At 51.9% G+C, this 18,158-nt stretch carries 15 protein-coding genes; 6 read left to right on the top strand and 9 right to left on the bottom strand.

Features of this window, described 5'->3' with window-relative positions; genetic code table 11:
- Positions 1–183 precede the first annotated feature (183 nt).
- The gene (locus tag LOC67_RS22330; RefSeq protein ID WP_230265031.1) at positions 184–2,166 is read left to right on the top strand and encodes an ATP-binding protein; all 1,983 of its coding nucleotides are present in this window, start codon (positions 184–186) and stop codon (positions 2,164–2,166) included.
- Between the two features lie 234 nt (positions 2,167–2,400).
- Here the strand turns inward: LOC67_RS22330 and LOC67_RS22325 are convergent, their stop codons facing one another.
- From LOC67_RS22325 to LOC67_RS22295, 7 genes are all read right to left on the bottom strand, one after another.
- A complete protein-coding gene (locus LOC67_RS22325; RefSeq protein WP_230265030.1) occupies positions 2,401–3,336 on the bottom strand; it encodes a PleD family two-component system response regulator in 936 nt (311 codons plus the stop codon).
- Positions 3,336–3,698, bottom strand: coding sequence for a response regulator (locus LOC67_RS22320; protein WP_230265029.1), 363 nt, complete (start codon positions 3,696–3,698; stop codon positions 3,336–3,338). The genes LOC67_RS22325 and LOC67_RS22320 overlap by 1 nt, the downstream gene beginning before the upstream one ends.
- Positions 3,691–5,226, bottom strand: a complete 1,536-nt coding sequence (locus LOC67_RS22315) for a hybrid sensor histidine kinase/response regulator (RefSeq protein ID WP_230265028.1) — start codon at positions 5,224–5,226, stop codon at positions 3,691–3,693. Before LOC67_RS22315 ends, LOC67_RS22320 begins: the two co-directional genes overlap by 8 nt.
- Positions 5,223–5,747 (bottom strand): response regulator, encoded by a 525-nt coding sequence (locus tag LOC67_RS22310; protein WP_230265027.1) that lies wholly within the window; start codon positions 5,745–5,747, stop codon positions 5,223–5,225. Before LOC67_RS22310 ends, LOC67_RS22315 begins: the two co-directional genes overlap by 4 nt.
- 588 nt (positions 5,748–6,335) lie before the next feature.
- On the bottom strand, positions 6,336–7,907 hold the full coding sequence (locus LOC67_RS22305; protein ID WP_230265026.1) for a methyl-accepting chemotaxis protein: 1,572 nt from the start codon (positions 7,905–7,907) through the stop codon (positions 6,336–6,338).
- A gap of 412 nt (positions 7,908–8,319) precedes the next feature.
- Positions 8,320–10,086 carry a Y-family DNA polymerase gene (locus LOC67_RS22300; protein WP_230265025.1) on the bottom strand — a complete coding sequence of 589 codons (1,767 nt, stop codon included), beginning with the start codon at positions 10,084–10,086 and terminating at the stop codon, positions 8,320–8,322.
- Complete coding sequence (locus LOC67_RS22295; protein WP_230265024.1) at positions 9,992–11,110, bottom strand: ImuA family protein; 1,119 nt, start codon at positions 11,108–11,110, stop codon at positions 9,992–9,994. The genes LOC67_RS22300 and LOC67_RS22295 overlap by 95 nt, the downstream gene beginning before the upstream one ends.
- Positions 11,111–11,229: 119 nt before the next feature.
- On the opposite strand from LOC67_RS22295, the gene LOC67_RS27795 reads away from it, so the two are divergent.
- Positions 11,230–11,508 (top strand): lipopolysaccharide assembly protein LapA domain-containing protein, encoded by a 279-nt coding sequence (locus LOC67_RS27795; protein ID WP_410001166.1) that lies wholly within the window; start codon positions 11,230–11,232, stop codon positions 11,506–11,508.
- A gap of 73 nt (positions 11,509–11,581) precedes the next feature.
- Here LOC67_RS27795 and LOC67_RS22290 read toward each other — a convergent pair whose 3' ends face one another.
- Complete coding sequence (locus LOC67_RS22290) at positions 11,582–12,001, bottom strand: hypothetical protein (protein WP_230265023.1); 420 nt, start codon at positions 11,999–12,001, stop codon at positions 11,582–11,584.
- 189 nt (positions 12,002–12,190) lie between these two features.
- Here LOC67_RS22290 and LOC67_RS22285 point away from each other — a divergent pair, with 189 nt between their 5' ends.
- From LOC67_RS22285 to LOC67_RS22270, 4 genes are all read left to right on the top strand, one after another.
- Positions 12,191–12,604 carry a hypothetical protein gene (locus tag LOC67_RS22285; protein ID WP_230265022.1) on the top strand — a complete coding sequence of 138 codons (414 nt, stop codon included), beginning with the start codon at positions 12,191–12,193 and terminating at the stop codon, positions 12,602–12,604.
- A gap of 323 nt (positions 12,605–12,927) precedes the next feature.
- Positions 12,928–14,202: a PDZ domain-containing protein gene (locus tag LOC67_RS22280; RefSeq protein WP_230265021.1), complete on the top strand. Its 1,275-nt coding sequence runs from the start codon at positions 12,928–12,930 to the stop codon at positions 14,200–14,202.
- Positions 14,189–15,394: an A/G-specific adenine glycosylase gene (gene mutY, locus LOC67_RS22275; protein WP_230265020.1), complete on the top strand. Its 1,206-nt coding sequence runs from the start codon at positions 14,189–14,191 to the stop codon at positions 15,392–15,394. The genes LOC67_RS22280 and mutY overlap by 14 nt, the downstream gene beginning before the upstream one ends.
- Positions 15,395–15,742: 348 nt before the next feature.
- Positions 15,743–16,927: a cytochrome-c peroxidase gene (locus LOC67_RS22270; RefSeq protein WP_410001168.1), complete on the top strand. Its 1,185-nt coding sequence runs from the start codon at positions 15,743–15,745 to the stop codon at positions 16,925–16,927.
- Between the two features lie 106 nt (positions 16,928–17,033).
- Here LOC67_RS22270 and LOC67_RS22265 read toward each other — a convergent pair whose 3' ends face one another.
- Complete coding sequence (locus tag LOC67_RS22265) at positions 17,034–18,044, bottom strand: cation diffusion facilitator family transporter (protein ID WP_230265018.1); 1,011 nt, start codon at positions 18,042–18,044, stop codon at positions 17,034–17,036.
- Between the last annotated feature and the right edge of the window lie 114 nt (positions 18,045–18,158).

Below are 18,158 nucleotides of genomic sequence, written 5' to 3'. Positions count from 1 at the left end.
AACCGATGATTGCCATCGGTGCCGTCCTACGACGAATCCAAGACGAAGCAACTGGATCCGTTACGTGCATTGTCGACTTAGCCATCTTTGCAAACTGCCGTTAACTCGCCGCGATCGGTCGAATCGAAGGCCGTCTCGAATGTCCTCAATAGGTCATCGCCTTACTTGGAACGCTGTAAGCCTATGAATGAAAACGCCGAACATGATCGCGATTGCCGAATTCTTGTGATCACGCCCGATCGCGCGAGCTTCGATAAGTTTTCGAGCATACTTAGTTGTGGCCAGGCGATTGGAAATCCAGATCGCCGCTTCACACTTCATCATGCCGATGATTGCCTTAGCGGCCTAGACAAAACCGACCAAATAAGTCCCGACGTCGTTTTCCTCGACGAAAAAATTGAATGTCAATGTGCGGAACCGGTCGTCGACTTACTTCACCAAAAAAATCCAAAGTTACCGATCGTCATTTTGACCGGTCACCGCAACGAATTTGTCGCCGCAAACGTATTTCACAGCAGTGTCCGTGATTTCATCAGCGTCTCTAAACTTCAGTACGAGCCACTATTATCAATCATCGATGACGCCATCGCGACAGTGAATGATTCCATTACCTGTGGACATGAACTTTCAGTCTTGGTCATCGACGGTGATGCGAATGACCGTGATTGGATTGCTCGGAACCTAAAAAACCTGAACACGATCGCCGTGAACGCATCGACGGCGAGTTCACTTCAAGAAGCCAACGGCTTTTTAGCGAAGAAGGTTCCTGACTGTGTTTTGATCGATGATGCGTTTCCTTGTGAGGGAAGTATCGCATTCATTCGAAAGACGATACTCAGCCACCCCTTTCTCCCGGTAATCACGTTGACCCGATTGGGACGCGAATCGATCGCAACCGAATCGATCCGATGCGGGGCCAAGCATTACTTAGTGAAAGCCACGTTGACGGGGGAAATCCTCGACAGCACCATTCGATCCGCAGTCGAACAAAAGCACCTTGAACGCAAAATTGCTGATCGAGATGCAAAGCTTTATCAGGCACAGCGTAAAGCGGCCGAATGGCGAGAACGCCTCGAACTGGTTGTAGACTCAGCCGAAGCGGTAATCTGGGACGTTGACTACGGCAGTGCAAGCGTCACAGTCAACAATCAATTCAACAAGTTGTTCGGTTACAACATCAACGGAAATACGAGCTCGATTGAAGAGATTCATCGGCTACTGCACCCAGAAGACAGCCCGGGAGGTATTTTCGGACAGCAACAAGATGCTTCGTCCAATACAGTTGGTTCGATCACGCGAATTCAATGTTCCGATGGTTCCTACAAATGGATCCAATCACGAGGAAAGATCGTCGAACGACGTGCCTGCGGTCGGCCGCTCCGCGCCGCAGGAATCATCATCGACGTCACTCAACAAAAGGAGAATGCGGATGATGTGGCGCGAAAAAACCAAGAACTGCAGCGTTTCACGCATGTCGCATCGCATGATCTTCGAGAACCGCTTCGAATGATCACCTGCTTCACCGATCTGTTGCGACAAGAATACGCCGAACAGCTCGATGAAGACGCCAATCGCTATATCGATTTCGCCAACAACAATGCCAAACGCATGCAGGAGTTGATTAGCGACCTGTTGGAGTATTCGCGATTCGGATCGTCACAATCAGAACCTGAAGAGGTCGATTTGAATCTTGCGATGCAAGACTTGCGGCAGGACCTTGCGATGGCAATCGAAGAAACCAATGCGGAACTTCGCTGTGAGGCACTGCCGACAATCCTTGCAGTGCCCACCAAGATGTACTCGTTGCTACAAAACCTGATCACAAACTCGATCAAGTATTCCGACCGCTCCAGACCGCTGCTGATCGAGATTCGATCGAAAGTCGAAAACGGATATTGCACCATCAGCGTGATGGACAATGGCATCGGAATGGACCCAAAGTTCGACAAAAAGATCTTTGAGCCGTTTCAACGGCTACACGGCCGCGAAGAGTATTCAGGTACAGGAATCGGCCTGGCGATTTGCAAACGAATCGTCACCGAGATGGGAGGTCGAATTACTGTGGAAACAGCAATCGGCGTCGGATCCACCTTTCATATCTGCATCCCCGATCAACTGTTGATCAGCACTGCACCTTGTCGGCCTCGCGAATTAGTTTCCAACTAGTTCATCGCGTCGCGAGTTCTAAAAGCCACGAGCCAGTACCATGCATTGGTGATACATGGCCTGGCTCGTCTTCGACAACCTAACTAGCTGTAGTCTTTCGTCGATTTGCCCCTAATCAAATAGACGATCGACCGTTGATCGGGTCGCCGATCAAGGACGGTGAAACCCGACCTTGATCCCCGTGCCCGCCCGTGCGAGGGTGGCGCGTCCAGCGTTTGTGGAATCCAAAGGGTCCTAGACAGGCAACGCGGTGCGGCGTTGCAATTCGGCCCACAAACGATCCCACGTGCAAGGCTTATTCAGAAAACTTGAAGCGCCGATGTTTAACACCTTGCGTTTCAGAGCGTTGTTGGCTTGGCCTGTGACAACGATCACTGGAATGTCCTTGGTGATCGGATTGTCCTTTAGCCTTCCAAGAACGTAGTCTCCTTGGACGTCATCCATTTCATAGTCCAGGATGATGCCGATCACATCGTTCTGTACAGCCTGGCGAAATCCTCCCAGTCCTTCGACTGAATGCAGAACGTCAATGCCCTTGGATTCCAACCGACGCTTGATCAATCCACCCCATGCTGGGTCATCATCGATCACCAGAACAGTCGGATTGCTGCCGGTGACCGCTTCCTCAATTGATTCAACTGGCGCACTAAGCGGAGCATCGAGAGCGTTGAGAAAGTCTTCCACTGACATTTCGGTTTCGACAGAATCGATTTCCAATTCCGATTCAATCTCGGGCTCTGGAGCCGTTTCCGATGGAAGAATTGACCGAATAATCGGTTCCAACTGGTGCCAAACTGCTCCCGACTTGGAGACGTAGTGGGCAGAGATCTGCTGACATCGTTTTCGAGTGTCATCGTCTTGCATGCCGGTAAGCACAACAATGGGGATGGAATTGAGATCCGCGTGTGCGGCGATCATTTCACAGACCGCCATTCCGTTGCCACGAGGCATGTTTACATCAATACAGACCAAATCCGGACGTAGCACGTTGGTCGTCGTTAGCGCCGTCATCGCGTTTCGGGCGTAAACAACTTCTAGATGAGGGCTGATCGCTTTGCATTTCGCGACGAGCAGCCGAAGCAAATCGGGATCGTCATCGGCGAAGAGAATTGTTTTAGGTTTCATCGTTGTCAGACTCTTGAAAAGAGACTCGGTTTCCTGCTGTAACATCAATTCACAATCGCCTTGACGGCATCATGAAGCTTCTTGAATTGGAAGGGTTTCGGTACGAAAAACCTTGCTCCGGCATCAATCGTCGTCCGCTGATCGGCCACACTTGCCGACAACATGATCACAGGGATGCCTGCGGTCGCCTCGGTGTCTTTCAACAGTCGTAGCGCCTGCATCCCGTCCATTTGCGGCATGCGGACATCCATCAAGATCACATCGGGACGATGTTCTTTTGCCTTCTCCACTCCTTCGATTCCGTTGTGGGCCGTGACAGTTTCATATCCATGTGCCTTCAACCGGAGCTGTACGCTGCTGACAATTTGTTCTTCATCATCAACGATCAGAATTAGTTGATCAGACATAACAGGCCTCCGGTTCAACAGGCTCGACCAAATCGACGAGATGATCGATCGCATCGTCGATCATCCAAGACCGATCCAATTCGACATGAATCTTCGAAAGTGGGCCTTGAGGCCGATTCCGGCTGAGAAATTCGTGTTCATTCTCGATCCGTTTCTGAACCGTTTCGAGCTCAAACCGAGGCGCATTGACAAGCAATGTCCATCCATCCGACCGCGTTCGGCTCACAAAGTCGTACGGCCGTACCAGGTACCGCAGAAACGAATCGATTTCATCCGACTCCTCAACCGAATCGCAACTGACATGGATGACGCTTAACATGTCACAGATGTCTTGCTGCACTTTCAGCCATTGCAAATAGCGTTTAACAATTCCCTGTGGGCTCGCGATTGGAACGGTGAACCTGAACGTGCTTCCCTTGTTGACTTCGCTATCAACAGTCATCGAACCGAAGTTCAAATTCACCAAGTTCTGAGCGATATTCAGTCCGAGGCCAAATCCTTTGGTGCTGTGATAGATCGGACCAGAACCCAGTTGAGAAAACCGTTCAAAAATCTCTTCCAGCTTGTCTGCGGGAATACCATGACCATTGTCGGACACGGCGAATTCAATCTCGTCGTCCGACACACGACGGACATCGATTGAAACTTTGCCGCGTTCACTCGCAAACTTGAGCGCATTGATCGTCAAGTTGATAATGACTCGACCGATCTTTTCGGCATCGCAATAGACGTGGGGCAGGCCTGTTTCGATATTCGTGGTCAATTCAATCTGGCGGACCTGTGCCTTGCGCATCAGAGACCCTTCGACATGGTCAAGGATTTCCTCGACACTATGTTCTTCGCGAGAGATCCCCATCACACCGGACTCGAGTCGGCTGACGTCCAACATGTCATTGACCATGTTGTTCAAATCGTTTCCACGATCAGCGATTACATCCAGAAAGCGTCGTTGTTCATCATTGACATCACCAACGATTCCTTCGCTGATGATCGAAGCGTATTCGATGATAACCGTCAGTGGTGTACGGAACTCATGCGAAATATTGTCGATCGACTGCTGGGCTGCTTCACAAAGCTCTTGAAGTTTTGCGTTCTTTTTTTCTAAGAGCTCTTTGCTTTCTTCTAGGTCTGCAAGTAACCGCTCGTTTTCGGTACACATGGATTGCCGTTCGATCGAATGTCGAATGCTACGGCTAAGCGTGTACTCGTTTGCGTGGTCTTTTACGATATAGTCTTGTGCCCCGCGACGAATCGCTTCGATCGCGACTTCATCGTTTGGCAATGACGTTAGCACAACGACCGGCGCGGTGGGGACACATTCGATGACCCTCTCGACACTAGACAATCCGTCACTATCGGGCAGCGTCAGGTCAGTCAGGATAATGTCGAAGCTTTCTAGGTCCGGACGTGACAGTGCGGGTTCCAACCGAGACTCGGCGTGAAAGTCAAATTGGATGTGTGAAGAACGGAGCGCTCGCCGAATCAGTTCGGCATCGCCTGGGTTATCTTCGATCAATAGGACTTTCATCGTGACCTCCTTCGCATACGACGACGGCGTTTCTCGAACGTCGATTGCTCATCCGGTGGAATCTCTGGCACCTTGACGTAGCGTGAAATCACTTCCAACAGCTCACAAAACTCGACCGGTTTGGTAAGAAACTCATCAGCACCGGCGCTGAGGATCTGCTTCTTTAGCTTCGGATCACGCATCCCTGTCAGCACAATGATGGGGATCTGTTGCGTATGTGTATTGGCACGAATCGACGACAAGACGAATTCGCCATTACCGTTGGGCATAGCGAGATCCATGATGATCAAGTCAGGATGGTTCGTGGTCGCTTCCCAAAATCCCTGGGTACCAAAGTAGGCGGCGCTGACATCCAATCCATATCGTCCTAGACGCAATTGGATGGACCGCGAAACGTCTGGATCGTCATCGATACACAGAACGCGTGGGGTCTGAAAGCCGTTGGCTTGTTCTAGTTTTTCGACTGCTTTTGCGGTGGATGATTTAAACGTGCGGTCTGTCAGTGCAGTTGCAGAAGTCATGCTGTTCTCCCGATGAACCCAGCAGGGGTCAAAAGAAAATGTGAGTACAAATTCAGCCTCGTTTGACGAGGCAAGTCTAGAGTTCCGATTCAGTTCCATCGAAGCCGTACGGCTTGCGGGTAAAGGCCTCTAGATGCTCACACAAAGGGAGTAATGTGGGGACGCGATTCGTTGTCGCGTTGTTAATCTCTACATGATTCACACTACGGTGAATCCACGCCAAGTCAAGTAAAACGGATTGCAAGATCACGATCAGTCCCCCCCGGGCATTATCGTTCTTGAGGATAGTGTCAGTAAATTTGAAGCAAACAAAGTTTGGTTGAATGTCGTGCGACAAACGAACCGAACGTTTCACACTTGCCTGTAAAACTTGTCCTTGGCCTATCACCGATGAGGGCAATTTCCAAAACACAAGTCAAAAGCGACTAGGTCGATCAAAGTTGATTTCACGACCGACTCGATATCAATTGAAGATCTGTTGTTATTGAGATGCTGTTTCTCACAATGTCGCCTTCTACTCCGCGAAACCAGCGGAACATCACGCTACTTCCACGCATTGAAAGACAACATTTTCAAACCAGTAGGCTATCAGTCATCGATGCTAACGACATGATGGACATGGCTAGCACCGTCGATGATTTCGCGTAGCTCATGAACCATTTCTTCTATTCCGACAACGGCGTCGCGACTGCTTTTGATCTGAACGACATTGGTTTGAGTGTTGCTCGCGACACTGGCAACTTGTGCGGTTAGGTTGTCACCCGCCGCGGCGACTTCGCCAATGCTTCGGCTGATCTCCAATGTTGTCGCCGTTTGCTCATCAACTGCAGATGCGATGGACTGCTGTGATTCGGACATCCTCGCGATGATTCCTTGAATCCTACGAACCGAGTCGGTAACAACGGTGCTATCGGAGTGAATCTCGCTGATCGCTTCGGTGATACTTTTGGTCGCTTTGCTGGTTTCGTTCGCTAAGTCTTTCACTTCGTTCGCAACAACGGCAAACCCTTTGCCAGCTTCACCTGCTCTTGCAGCCTCGATCGTAGCGTTCAAGGCGAGCAAGTTTGTTTGTTCAGCCAAACCGTTGATGATCGAAATAACGCTCTCGATCTTTCGATTGCTTTCTGTGAGGTGTTCGATCGCCTTGTTTGTATCGTTCGACTCTTGTACAGCCTGGACCGCCACTGCCGCCGCTCGATTCATGTTCTCCGAGATATCCGCAATACTCGTCGACATTTGCTCAGAAGCCGAAGCCAAGGCGCTCACACTCGAGGAGATTTCTGCGACTGACGCGGTCATCGATGTCGAATCAAACGAAGTTGATTTTGCAGACTCTTCCAACCGATCGCTCAGACGGCGGAGCGAATGTGTCGCTTTCTCGATCGAATGAGCCGAACGATATAACCGTGATGTCACAGTACGTTTGAGTGCGAGCCATGTCGCGGCGGCGGTTAAAAGCAGTCCGATGATTGCCACACCGCCAACTTTGGCCATTTGCCTCGTCACCGCCGCATCGGCTTTATCGAGTGACTGGATCACCTCAAAAGCCCCCTCGATGTCGCCATCCTTCCAGTTCGTCATCGCCTTGCCAGGCAATGCGGGTTCACCCGCAGTCTCCCATATCGTCTCGGAGGTCTTAGGGTCACCGTGACATTGCAAACAACTTTGCGACACACGAATTGGTCGAAAGTAATGCACCCGATTATTCGCTGTATCAACGTATGTGTGCTCGCTAAGATCCAATCGCCGGATCTCGTTCAGTGCAGCAAGCTCCATTTCCGTTGGGACATGAATTGGATTGCGAGCCTTATCAACCGGCACACGGAACTCGTAACCACCTTCAGACGAACGACTCATCGCCGCGTGTTGTGCCGCGATCACAGGAAGCAAAGGCAGGGCCTCCTCCTTTCGTCCGTCACGGATTAGCGCGATAAATTCGTCATGCGAGATCACGCCGTTGTCCCAATCCATCCGACGTTGATCTTCTGACGCTTCTGTCTCAAGACAGATCGCACGAGCCTTTTCGATGGTGTTTTCTAATGCGCGTTGGTGGCAATCGCTTTTATAGACATACAGCATTGCCGCGACCATTAATGTTGGTCCGGCGATGCACAATGCAACGACACGATACTGAAGTGGTAGATCTGTGTAGACTCGCACTCCTGGTCCCCGGAAAAAACTGTGACATTTGCAGCGACCGGCAAACGCTACGACCATGCTGGCTCGACGACATCCGTCTTGATACCGCACTCGGTGGTTTGATCAGTTCACTGTGCCAACAAGTGGCAAAGCCATTAAGTGACAACTTGGCTGCGAGCTGTGAACCGGAATGCCGGTACACAATTACTGGTCGGGGCGTCGCCCAGAAAACGTCAGCCACTCCTGGTGATCCCCCATCAGGGAACACCATTCCTTGAGGACTCTAGATCGAAAAATCCCGGAACCCCTCGAAGATGAAAACTTTCGACGGAAGTAAAGAGGTCGATTTTCCCTTAGAAAATCGATCGGCAGCCCTGCTTAAGGGTCAACCCACAGCGACGGATCAAATTCAATGGTGTAGCGCTGAATCTGTTCAACTGAACCGTCCATGCAAAAACCAGTTGCCAGACGTGATGTCTCGAAAGATCCACCACAGCTGTCCGGTGTCAGTTTCGATGCGATAGTAATCTCGTCGAACCGATGGCCCCTCCCACCATCCGGTTTCGATTCGCTCCGGTCCCCACCAATATGCGATGTAGTGGTTTTGACCATCCGTTCGGAATGCCGGCAGCTTAGCTGAAACAGGACGATCCATTTGTGTGCTTTGATTCGATGCTTCATTGCCGCGAATCAATGTTAGCTGAATTGGTGTTCGCAACAATCGCATTGGCCGGCGCCTCGTATCGGACGCCGACGGCAAACGCAATGACTTTCCAGTTTTTGCCGGACGAATCTTTGAAGGCAGACGTGAAAGCGCTCGACGCGTGCGGTGATCAGTTAGCGAGTAAACGCGATAAGCCTTTTCAGGAAGCGGGTTGTTCGCCATACGGATCCCGAGCACCGAATTGCGTCCCAAACGTCCTGTTAAGGAATCAACTAGCTGGGCAAGTGAGCGGTCACTGACCGAGTCACACGCGATGGATGATTCAGCTTCGGTGAACAGCGAGTTTTGCCGACTGCGCATCCGGTCGCTTTGCAACACTTGCAACGTCAACTTGACAATCGGTGCTTTCACCTTCAATGTTTCGACACTCGATTGCACTAAGCTGGCAAGATGGTTCCCATCCAGTGTGGGGGCAAACAGACCGATCGTCGTGGTAAGTTGCGAATGACCGACTAAGTCAAGTCGACAGACCAACCGCAGTGCCCCACGTTGGTTTGTCGCCAACCTCGCGACGATTTGTTCAACAAGCCCTTCAATGCGATCATCGATGATCTCTAAATCATCGGTCGGGTATTCAAGTTCTAGAGACTCAGCAACCTGCTGATCGCCATGGTGAACTTCGATCGGAACATCGATCTCACCGACGACTTCGCCAATGCGATTGACGATCGTTTCCCCAAGTCGTCGTGCCAATCCCGCACGTGGCAGTCGCAGCAATGAACCGATCGTTTGAATTCCCAAACGGTCCAAGGTGTATTTCGTTTCGGTTTCGATGCGCAAACCGTTGACCGGTATCGATAACAAGTCACCGACGCCTTGGTTCGAAATGAAATCCGCTTGGGGGTTGTAATGTGCGTGGGCCCAGGCCGATGCGGGCGTGTCGGCGATCGCAACTTTTCCAATCACTCCAGCGGAGTGAAGGATTCGGTGCACGGCATTGATGACGCCTTGTTCATTTCCAAAGAGATGAACGATCCCATGAAGGTCACAAAACAGCGTGTCAGGTTCCGATAGGACTCGGCCCGACCAAGGTCGCTTTTCTAAAGACTCGATGGCAACCATCGGAGAGATAGCGACTTGCAATTGGTCGGCAATCTTTTCAAGGGCGAGACGATCCGCGATCGGATCATGTTCTACAGCGATGGGTTCGATTGGCTTTACAGCCGAAGCGTTTTCAGCAGTGTTGTGTTTTGTTGCTCGGTAAACAAGTTCGGTCGCTTGAGCAATCGCGATTGCCGGTCGTACGCCTAACTGCGCCGAACGATCGCAGCAATCGACAACGATTCGTCCCCTGCGAGGATCGTTCTTCCAAAGGATGACTGGCTGCGCAAGCGATGACTTGGCGTCGGACGCCAATGATGCATCGCTCGATGAATCGATCTCAAGAAGCGACGCGTGACTTTCGCTTCGCCGCCACTCGCTGCGCAATCGCTGGATTGGCCAGTTGCGAAGCCAGACGCTTAGCAGCCGTTTCATGACGCTGTGGATCGCTGGACGGAACGGGACGAAGAATAGCCGTGTCATCAAATCGCACTTCAATGTGCTTTCCGCTAACACCACCACGAACACGATCAAGCGTTATCGAAATGACTTCTTGATCGTGTGTTTCCGAAAGACGTTTGGCGCCCTGGCGATCATTGGCGATCGCAGGACGTTTTCGCTCGGCAACATAAAATTGTGTTTCGGCAAAACTGGGTGCGTGCCGAGCCTGAAAGTTTCGAATGAACAAACCTGGCGTTTGCCCCTCTTCGGCCGCAAGCTGAAGTCGACGCCCATCGCGATCATCCAACCGCATCGGTAATCGAGCAAACACGGCAGCAACCGCTCGCGAACGCAGTGCCTGATCGATTGCCCAAATCGCATCGTTACCAACGCCTGGACGCAGCAAAATGACTCGGTTAGCAGGGACACCCAATGCGACCGCCGCTGGCGGATAAAACGTTCCTTCGCAGTCAACGATAACTAACGGCCGAGACTGAATTTCGGCGAGACGTTGTGCGGCGGCGACCATCGCGACCGATTCCGCAGCCGCGCTATCATGAGCGGCGACCCATTCGGTCAAACTGGCCGGATGCAAACCCTGTCCGGGTAACCACTGATCGACTTGTCGGCAGCCCGTGGAAAAGACACCTGCATGGCTCACTCGCGCCGTGCTAACACACCCAACCTTGGACCGCAAAGCATCAATAACTTGCTCTCGCGTAGGCTTAGCAGTACCAGAACCGGCAGATGGGCTGTCACTATCAGGTTGATCAGCGTTTGGTTCTGGGGCGAACTCTGCTTTCGTACCGGTGCCTGCGATGTCAGACCGGTTTCTTCGAGCTTCCGCAGTTGGGGGGCCCGCAGCCAGGGAGCGTTTGCGAACTCCATTTTCGATCGCGGTTAGACTGGTCCCATTCGAGCGTAAACGGTTTTGCCCCTTCAACGCCACCGCGTGAACAGGCGGCGCGTCCATGAAGGAAAACAATTGTTGTTCGATTAAATCTTGCTCGACGGCCATTACGATTCGTCCAGAAGCGAATGGTTTGTAAAAAGACACAAGAACAAACCCATTGCAAGCATATCCGATGCTAGCATTGCGGCTTTAATTTTCCAGACTTCTCTTGCTAGGTCAGTTGGATGTGGGCGCGAATTCGTTGGGGTCTGATCATTTCAGGCGTGTTAGTGCTGGTGATTTTTTCGCTGGCCAATACCGCCTCGGTGGATGTCCGGATGCCATTGCTGTTTCAAGTCAGCGTTCCCTTGGCGATGCTTTTGGCGCTAGCGGGATTGATTGGTTTTATGGTTGGAGCACTCTGGACAGCGTGGATGCTCCGTCGTCGTTCGGCTCAAATTTCAAAGCAGGCGACTTCAAAACAGGCTTCGAAAACAAATCCCCAGCCAATGGTGGGGGACTGATGAGCTTTCCGCAGCGATTGCGAACTCCACCAGCAATGCTGGCTGATCGGCTGGGTTGGCTGGTCAGCTGGGTTTAGAGGGCCTGAGCGAGTGTGCAGTTGTCGCCTCGTGCTGCCGCACGACGGGCTGATCGCGCCAAGAGCTCTTCGCGACGCTTGGCAACCAGCTGGTAGCGAAGCAAAACCAAACGCGCCAAATCCCCCATACGGTGCATGTTCTCGTCGCCAGGCTGCCCGCTGCTGCTTTGGGTGTTCTGAGTCTGGCTGGGCGAAATCATCGGCTTCGTCTCTGCGATAACTTGGGAGTTTTCAGCAACTTGGGCGTTTTCAGTTTGGCGAATGCGAGTTGCCTGAGCTGGTGAGCGACGGCTTGCCGCCAATGAAGAACCTGCACGACGTTTGGCCGAAGCCTTCGTGGTGGGAACAATAGGAGTCGCAAGAGGGGCAGCGGTGGTGGTCAGCGAGTCGGTATCGAAGAGCATCAATTGCGTCATGACGTGTACTCCGGGCAAGACAATTCAGCGAAATGAATTTTTTGAACCGCCGAAATGGCTGATTCGTTTGCCTAGATGATCGAGACCTGGATGACACGTCCGGTCACGCCCTGGGAGACACTGTTAGAAAAAAACAGAATCGGCTAAAATCGACCTGTTGAAACACTCCACTGAAAGGAACCAATGCAAATGGCGACCGCCGAAGAAGAAATCGATTTCAAAATTTCGCCAGAAGACCAGGATGAGCACAGCTTTGTCACCATTTGGAACATTGCCTCGGCGACTTGCGACGGAAATCTAGAAGAAACCCGCGCTTTGGCTTCTAAACTGCTGAATTTTCTATGCAAGCGAGACTGTGACTTCGTCGTCAGCAGCTCGTCAAACATCGAATATCTCGACGAAAAATTCGAGTCGGACAACAAGGTTTTGTACGACTGGAAGCCTGAAAGCGAGCATGTCGACATGGTTGCACAGCACGCCGAAGTCCCCGGAAAGGCTTTCATGTCATTCCTAAAGACTCATAAATTCAATCCATCGACCAAGTACAACCCGCGACGTGCGGACCGCGTTGAGTGGTTCAAAGAACGCTGGTCAATCGGTTGATCCACCCTGCTTCCAAGAGAACAACCGGCCGACACAATCGACGGTCGGTTGTTTGGAACCCAAGGCGATGGACCGCACTGACAGAACGCCGCTGATAGAACACCGCTGACTGAACATTTTGGAACCCTGCTGCCGAAGAAATCCTGTTCACGAGAGGGAATCATTGCTGGTGAATGTCAATGGGATCTCTCACAAAGTCGCTTGCTACTGCGCAAAACCAGTGGGCCCCACAAGACCAGCGGTACTGAACGCTACCTTCATGGAGTGAAGGGCGACGATGAAACAACAGGACGTTAACACTGCTTCTTCCAGGGCACATGCGAATGACTCCAGCGATAAATCAATTGCGTGTGATCGACAATCGCCGATTTGTCCTGGTGCTCGGACTATTGCTCTGGAGCTGTCTATTGCTCTTGGGCTGTTCGAGCGCGCAAGCCCAATCAACCGGTGACGCTCAAGATTCTGCGTCTCAAACAACATCGGACGAGAAACCTTCCGGCGAACCGGAAATAAAGCCTTCATCTGTCGGCTTCGGAGATCTGCTTCCCAAGCCCAAAAAGCGTTCACTTGCTCAGTGGGCAAAGGAACTTCAGAGCGACCGCTATCGAACAAGGAAAATCGCTCGGCAGAAGCTAGTCGAAGGCGGATACGATTCCATCCCGGCGTTGAAGCAACTCCTTGATGAAGGTGAACTCGATTCGACAGAAACGGTCATCCAGATACTCTCATTGATTGCCGAAGACGAACCTCCGTGGCAAAGCGATGGTGCGATCGCGACTTTGGAATCAATCTCCAAGTCAGGGTTCGGAACCAAAGCCACGATCGCGAAGTCGGTTCTGAAATCATTCTCCGAAAGTCGTGACGCAAAAGCTCGCGAAGAACTGGCCAAAATCGGAGTGATCGTTGGCGTCGAAACGGTCGCTTTGGGATCACGAAGTCGTCCACAGAATTTGATTCGGATCGACAGCAACTGGAACGGCAGTGTCCGTGAACTGGCATGGATTCGCTGGCTTAAAAACACGCCGTACGCGATCATCGAAGGTAACGCGATCCGTCCTGAGGTCCTGGATTCGGTGATCCGTTTACAATCCGATATGACGCTGATCTTGATGGAAGGCGAACTGACAGCGTCGTCACTTGAAGTGCTGTCAAAGCGAGACCGTATCGATGCGATTGAAATTCGCTACGTCCGGTTGAGCGAGTCGCTGCTAAAAAAATTCCCTTCGATCAACATCCGCCAAGCGCTACACCTGATGGGTACCGGCACGCAGCCGGAACAGGTCGACGAGCTTCGGGCGGAACTACCTGGCGTCGTCATCACCGCACGAAGCGGCGGATTCCTTGGTGTGATTTGCAGAAGCTTGGACGAAGATTACTGCGAAGTCAACGAAGTGATCCGAGGTAGCGGAGCCGCAGAAGCAGGCATCCAGCCGGGCGATATCGTCATCCGAATCGACGATGCAAAGATCACTCGTTTTGATGACCTGCAGCGACAGATCAATACGCATATCCCCGGCGATGAAATCGAAATCGAGATTCGTCGCCATCGACAAATCATTACCACAACTGCAGTCCTGAAGAAGCTTGAAACGCAATAGCTCTCCCAAGCAACCGAAACGGCAATCGAGCCCACCTGATTTTTCTGCGGTCCCTTACGATCACGCCAGCGACGATGCGAAATGGCGTAGTGCGATCCGCCGCCAATTGACTAAGTGGTTCAAAGTCAATGCACGTGTCTTGCCGTGGCGCAGTGAGCCGACTCCTTACCGCGTTTGGGTCAGCGAGATCATGTTGCAGCAAACGCAAGTTGCAACGGTGTTGCCCTATTACCACCGCTGGATGGAAAGTTATCCCACCGTCACCGCCTTAGCAGACGCAGATGAAGCGGACCTGATGCGCCACTGGGAAGGACTCGGGTACTATCGGCGTGTTCGATCCATGCACGCCGCAGCAAAGAAGATCGTCCAGGAGTACAACGGCGAATTCCCAACCGATGCGAATGCGGTTTTGGATCTGCCGGGTGTGGGACGCTATACCGCCGGGGCGATCCTTTCGATCGCATGCGACCAGAAAATGCCGATCCTAGAAGGAAACACCGTTCGGGTTTTTAGCCGCTGGGCCGCCCTGAAAGCTTCGCCAACGGAAACGCTTGCCAACAAGTGGCTATGGCATTTCTCCGAACAGATGCTGCCTCGCGCTAACTTTGGCACCTTCAATCAAGCGGCAATGGAACTGGGCGCCTTGGTCTGCACACCGAGGAACCCAAACTGTGACGCTTGCCCGATCTTAAATCAATGTCGCACCGCCGCGCTCGGATTGCAGCAAGAGATCCCAGGGAAGGTCAAGAAGATCAAGTATGAAGACCGCACCGAATTTGCGTTGGTCTTGTCGCGTGATCAAGCATCGCAGCGTGAATACCTCATGCGAAAGCTGCCCGATGATGCTCGATGGGCGGGTCTTTGGGATTTCCCCAGACCGACTGACGTTGAAACATCCACCATCGACTGTGCAACACAGTGGCTTGAGGACCAAATTGGCACACCTGTGTTGCCTGGCCCCAGGTTAAGGACTATCCGCCACGGGGTGACCAAATACCGAATCCAACTGCATGTTCACGCAGCAACGGTTAAATCGGACTCCAATAAAACATCAAAGACACGGCAATTCCCCCCTGACCAATGGCAGTGGGTCAATCAAGATCAGCTAAGCGAACTACCGCTGAGCGTTACCGGCAGAAAAATCGCTGATCTGGTTGTAAAATCTGAACAACAGTTTTTGCCGCTCCGCTAAAGTTGAGTCGCACAGCAATTCACGGTTTAGAATAGTTCTTGAATCGAGTTTGCTTCGGCGGTGAAGAGCCCGATCGGTTGCCCAAGGGTTTGGACAATTGGTCGCAGGTCTTCATCCCGCATCTGACGATCACTGAGTCCGCTTCATCGACGGTCGATCACTTCGGCGATGTCGTGACTCGGACGGCCCACCTTATGTCCCCATCCAATTTCACAGCAAGACAATCTCGCAATGCCTAAAAAGAAACGTTCTTCTGTTGGTCGATTTTTCAATCAGCGGACCAGCAAGCGTTCGCTCGTCCGTTCAGCGATTTACGTCGCCATCGGTACCGTGTCTGTTGCCTCAGCCATGACGAACGTTTCGGCTGCAGATGGCGACAACACCGTCATGCTAGGTGAAGACGAATCGCTTTTGTCCGGAATCCCAGGCGAAGGACTTCTGTCGGTTGAACAGGCGACGGAATGGTTGGCGAACGATTCCGTCCACCAAGAGCTTTCGATCGATCTACCCAAAGGCATCGATGCCGCAAAGGGAAATATCTTCATCCCAAGCGACAATCCGATGACTCGCGCGAAAGTCGAACTCGGTCGTCAGCTGTATTTCGATCCACGCCTTTCGTCTGACAACAGCATCTCCTGTGCGTCGTGTCACAATCCTGCCGAAGGCTATGGTGCGCAGACGCAATTTGGTGTCGGCGTTCAAGGCCAAGAAGGCGGACGCAATTCACCGGTTTCTTACAACCGAATTGTCAGTAAAGAACAATTCTGGGATGGACGTGCCGCAACGCTTGAAGACCAAGCCATCGGGCCAATCGCTAACCCGATTGAAATGGGCAATACTCACGATTCTTGCATTGCTGATCTTGCCGCAAATCCGGTCTACAAATTGCAATTCGACAAGGTCTTCAAAGATGGCATTTCGATCGAAAACGTCGGTCGTGCACTTGCCGCCTTTGAACGTGCCATCGTGACGGGTCCAACGCCTTACGATTTTCAAAAAGACATCGAAACCTTCGAAACCGTCTTTGCTGATGATCTGGAATACTTGGACGAAGAACCTGAGTTGAAAGAGCAATACGACGCTTTGAAAGCTGCGATTGCGAAACATCCGATGAGCGAATCGGCGAAACGCGGCATGAAACTGTTCTTTGGTAAAGCCAACTGCACAGCGTGTCATGCGGGAGCCAACTTTACCGACGAGCAATACCACAATCTAGGCGTCGGAATGGAAGTCGCCGAACCAGACTTGGGACGCTATGAGATCACCAAGGTCGAGAAGGACAAGGGAGCGTTCAAAACGCCAACCCTTCGCAACATTGCGATGTCGGCCCCATACATGCACGACGGAAGCCAAAAGACACTTGAAGAAGTGGTTGCTTGGTACAACAAGGGCGGCCACAAAAACGAATGGTTGAGCGACAAAATGAAGCCATTGAATCTGACGCCGCAAGAGGAAGCTGACGTCGTCGCGTTCATGAAGGAAGGCTTGACCGGAACTTTTCCAAAGATCCAAACTGGACGCCTGCCGCTGTAACGACAGTCGGTCCAGACAATATCAAATGCAAACGCCCGGTTTACCGCCGGGCGTTTTTTATGCAGCCACCGATGATGTCTGTAACAAAGTCATCCGACGCTGCTCGTTAGCGATTGCCAAACGGTTCCAAGTGAACGAGCACGTCACGTAGATTCGGAAACTCTTCCAACAACACAGCTTTCGCATCGTGTCCGATCCGATGCCCCTCTTCGACCGTATGACTTGGGTCAACTTGCAAATGGATGTCTGCGAATAGCTCCAAACCGGACTTGCGGACAAAAAGCTTTTCGACGTGTTCGACCCCATGGACATCTTCGGCAACAATTCGTATCGCCGCGACGGTCCCTTCGTCCGCCTGAGCGTCCATCAATTCATGCGTGCTTTGCCTCAGCAGACCGAACGCATTCCAAATGATTGCCGCGACAACGGCTAGCGCCGCAATCTCATCAGCCCACATCATCGCGCCATTACCGAATCTCACGAGACTAAGCCCGATCAAAACGGCGAACGAACAAAGCGCATCGCTACGATGATCCCAGGCATTGGCCACGATCGCCAAGGAACCGGTTTGGCGGCCAATTCGAATCTTGTAGCGATACAAAACTTCCTTGATTAGAACGTTGCATCCGGCGATCCACAGCGTCCAAGCCGGTGGTATCGAATGATCGCTGAAAATACGCTGAAACGCTTCAAAGCCGATCCAGATGGCCGAAACAAGAATGAGCACCGCAACATTCGAACCCGCGATTGCTTCGATCCGAGTGTGGCCGTAAGGGTGTTCCGGATCCGGCGGTTTGCGTGCATACCAAAGTGCAAACAACACGACGCTGGACGTCAAAACATCGCCAATCGAATTGGCGGCATCAGAAAGCAGCGCAAACGAATTGCCGACGATGCCCGCTAGTAGCTTGACAATTGCTAAAGCCAGATTGACCAACAGGCCTAGCAACGCCGCATTCGTCGCTTCTCGATAAGGATCCGATTGATGGTTCGTCACCGAATGGGATTCGCCAATTATAGCAGCCAAGGAAACACCATTAACGTCACTACCGCCTGACGCAAACCGTTGCTTTCCACAACCGTCACTTTCCTCGATTCTCGTACTTTTGGCAATCACAATCCAGATTCAAAATCTTTTGATCAGAATCTTCTGCGAGCACCAGACGCGACCAAATCGGCGCCCTACCTTTGTCGGTCCCATTGTTCAGACGGTCAAGCGGATTTCAGGCAC

This window comes from Stieleria sp. JC731 (assembly GCF_020966635.1).
GTDB lineage: Bacteria > Planctomycetota > Planctomycetia > Pirellulales > Pirellulaceae > Stieleria.
The sequence above is the reverse complement of the archived record's forward strand: the minus strand, read 5'-3'. Positions and strand labels throughout refer to the sequence as shown.